The organism is Lentzea indica (genome assembly GCF_012184385.1).
Lineage (GTDB): Bacteria > Actinomycetota > Actinomycetes > Mycobacteriales > Pseudonocardiaceae > Lentzea > Lentzea indica.
Window position 1 is genome coordinate 1 of the sequence record NZ_VSRL01000462.1, and the last position, 3,283, is coordinate 3,283.

Here is a 3,283-nt window from a genome sequence, read left to right on the forward strand (position 1 = left end):
CGCCGAGCAGGAGCTCCGCACTCTCGCGGGCGACGCCGCCGCGCTCCTCGGCGAGCCGGCGCCGAAGCTCGGCCACGTCACCGTCACGGACGACACCATCGGACCGGGCTACGGCGTGCCGACGCAGGACATGTGGAGCGTGCTGAAGCTGTTCGCCGAGACCGAGGGCGTGATCCTGGACCCGGTCTACACGGGCAAGGCCGCCGCGAAGTTCCGAGAGCTCGCACCTCAAAGCGACGTGCCCGTCGTGTTCCTCCACACGGGCGGTCTTCCCGGTTTCTACGGCTATGCCCCGGAAGCCGTCGCCCAGTTCTGATAGCGGATTCTCATCAACGCGTTTCCCGCATGCACCTGACAGGTCCATCGGTCATCTATTGGCCAGGATTTGTCCATGATTTTCACCCAAATGACCGGGCATAATCGCGCCCATGCACCACTGCGTTTCTTCGCCGCCACCTTTTCACTCGCACGACGTGGGCAGATCGAATCCATGCGCGGTGGAATCCTCCTGACCTGCCCTTATGGCAGCCATTAGGGCGGGTAACCGCGTTCGATCGAAATGTCGCGACCGGCCCGGTCCACATTCCACCAGCGTCAGTGGGTGAATTGACTCATGCGTCTCTCCGTGCTCGCCCCGGCAGCAGTTGCCATGCTGTTGTCCACGTCCTCACCATCAGGCGCGGCACAGCAACAACAGCAACCCGAGCCCGTCATCACGCCCGCGAACATCGTGGTGCTGGTCGACGAGTCCAGCAGCATCAGCCCGCAGGACATGGACAGGGAACGGGAAGCCGCGGCACTGATCGCGCTCGGCGAGTTCGCGCCGTCCAGCACCATCGCGGTGGTCGGCTTCGGCAGCGACAACGGCGGGCAGTCGCCGGTCGACGTGGTGTGCCCACCCAGCACCGTCGCGACCGCGCAGGACCGCCAACGTCTCAGCGACTGCACCCGCACGCTGAGAAGCCGCAAGCAGGGTGAGGGCGAAGGCACCGACCACGCGGCCGCGCTCCAGCAGGCGCTGAGCTACCTGCAGGGTGACAAGAACGGCCCGAAGCTGATCTTCCTGCTCACCGACGGCAAGCTCGACGTCACCGACAGCCCGAGGTACGGCCCGGACAACATCGGCGACCAGCGCAACCGCACCGCCTCCGAGCTGATCGGCACGCTGCTCCAGCAGGCCAACAGGGAGAAGGTCCAGGTCTGGCCGCTGGGCTTCGGCACCGTCGACCAGGCCCAGCTCGACAGGTTCGCGAAGGGGTCGTTCCAGGGCCAGTGCGGGGTCAGGTCGCCGACACCGGCCGCCACCGTCGTCAGCAGCTCGGCGGACGTCGCCCAGGCGCTCATCAAAGCCTTCCAGGCAGCCAGATGCGCGGGTGCGAGCGACATCCAGCGCACTCCGCTGAGCAGCGGCGGCACGGCGGAGGCGAAGGTCACCATCCCGATGATCGCCACCGACGGGTCGATCCTGGTCACCAAGCACGACTCGCGCATCTCCGTGTCCTATGTGGACCCGGAAGGCAGGACTGTGCCCAAGTCCGGCACGCAGGGCGACTCCACGTTCCAGGTCAGCGGTGAGAACGGCACCGTGGAGGGGCTCAGGATCGTGAATCCCTTGCCCGGCACCTGGACCGTGAAGATCTCGTCCGCGCCGGGCGTGCCGCCACTCGACGTCAGCACCGTCGTCATGTACCAGGGCGCGGTGAGGTCGAGCATGACCGTGAACCCGCCGGCGCCGCAGCCAGGCCAGGAGGTCGTGGTCGCGCTGAGCCTGCACACCAGGAGCCGGTCGATCACCGACCCGAGCGCGCTGAAGGACCTCTCGTTCACCGCCGACATCGCCGGAGACGGCTTCACCACACCGATTCCGCTCAACGACGACGCGCACGACGGTGACAGCCGCGGCCAGGACGGCGTCTACTCCGGCAAGATCGTCATCCCGGACCAGGCCAAGGGCACCGTCAAGTTCACCGGCACGGTCGCGGGGATCGGCATCAGCAGCGACACCAGAACCGTCGACGCGGCACTCGTCACCGGCCCGCGCCCGCTCGCCGCGACGACCACGTTCGGCAACACCGACTGGAACGTCGCGCCGGGTGACACGGTCAACGGCAAGGTCACCGTCACCAACAACTCCGGCCGCGCCCGCAAGGCCAGGATCATCGTCGCCGACGCCGCACCCGGCACGGTCGCGAGCATCCCCGGCGATCAGACGGTGCTCGACGTGCCGCCGTCGGGCACCAGCACGTTCGACTTCGGCCTCGCCTTCTCCGACGACACCGTCAAGGGCGCCAACGCGTTGACGCTCCGGGTCGTCGACGACGAGAACCCGGACGACGTGATCTACGAGTGGCGGATCACCGCTACCGTGGCGGAACCGCCACCGCTGGTCCCGATCGCGATCGCCGTCACCGTCGCGGCGGTCCTCACCACCGCGGTGGTCCTCTTCCTCCACCGGCGACGGCGTCGCGACGTCCGCGGGCTCGTCGTCCATCTGTACGACGGCCACCAGCCGCGCGGTGACCTGGCGGCACCGGAGCAGCCGTCGTCGGTGTTCCGCTTCCACCTCGGCGAGGCGGGGGCGGGCGTGCCACACCTCGCGCACTCGGCGGGCGGCGAGGACAGCTACGAGCTCCGCCGGGTCGGCGGGCAGCTGCGGTTGCGCACTCCCTACGGCGACACGCAGGCGCTGCACCTCGGCGAGCGCGCGGACGTGAGCCAGACCCTGTCGATCGAGGTGCGGGACGAGCACGCCCCCGTCGGCTTCCCCGGCGACCACCCCCCGGACCAGTTCACGGCGCAGGAGCCGCAGGAACGGCCGTCCGGCGGCAACCACCACCTGCTTTAGCGGTCTCCCCGAGCACCGCAGCGGAAGGACAACGATGCAGATCTACCAGCCCATGCTCTACGTCGGACTGGGTGGCACCGGCTGTCGCGTCGGGGCCGAGCTGGAGCGCAGACTCCGCGAAGAGCTCTGCGGCCCGGACGGCACGGAGCTCCAGCACCGCATGCAGGGCAAGAACTTCCTGCCGTACCAGCTGCCTTCGTGCCTTCAGTTCGTCTACGCGGACCTCAGCGAGGACGAGTTCGGAGCCCTGGAACGCCGGGTCGTGCCGGATCCCGAGTACCTGCCCGCCGCCGAACGCACGATGCATCTCGTGCGGGAACTGGTGCCGCACCACGACACCGGACGCGGTGGCGGCGGAGAAGCACGCACGCAGGGCGACTCCCGGCGAGCTGGAGCCTCTCCTCGGCGTGATCGCCGAGCTCGTCGACGAGCTCAGGC

At 68.6% G+C, this 3,283-nt stretch carries 2 protein-coding genes and 1 pseudogene; all 3 read left to right on the forward strand.

Annotated elements, in window-relative coordinates; genetic code table 11:
- A pseudogene (locus FXN61_RS48345) lies at positions 1–316 on the forward strand (D-cysteine desulfhydrase family protein); the annotation flags it as partial.
- 297 nt (positions 317–613) lie between these two features.
- Positions 614–2,845, forward strand: a complete 2,232-nt coding sequence (locus FXN61_RS48350) for a vWA domain-containing protein (protein WP_167980479.1) — start codon at positions 614–616, stop codon at positions 2,843–2,845.
- A gap of 34 nt (positions 2,846–2,879) precedes the next feature.
- Positions 2,880–3,283, forward strand: a 404-nt coding sequence (locus tag FXN61_RS48355; protein WP_167980480.1) for a tubulin-like doman-containing protein, incomplete at its 3' end; no start/stop codon positions are given.

What these genes read in the sequence shown, in the direction of transcription:
- FXN61_RS48350 (WP_167980479.1), top strand. Translation starts at nt 614, where the DNA reads ATGCGTCTCTCCGTGCTCGCCCCGGCAGCAGTTGCCATGCTGTTGTCC.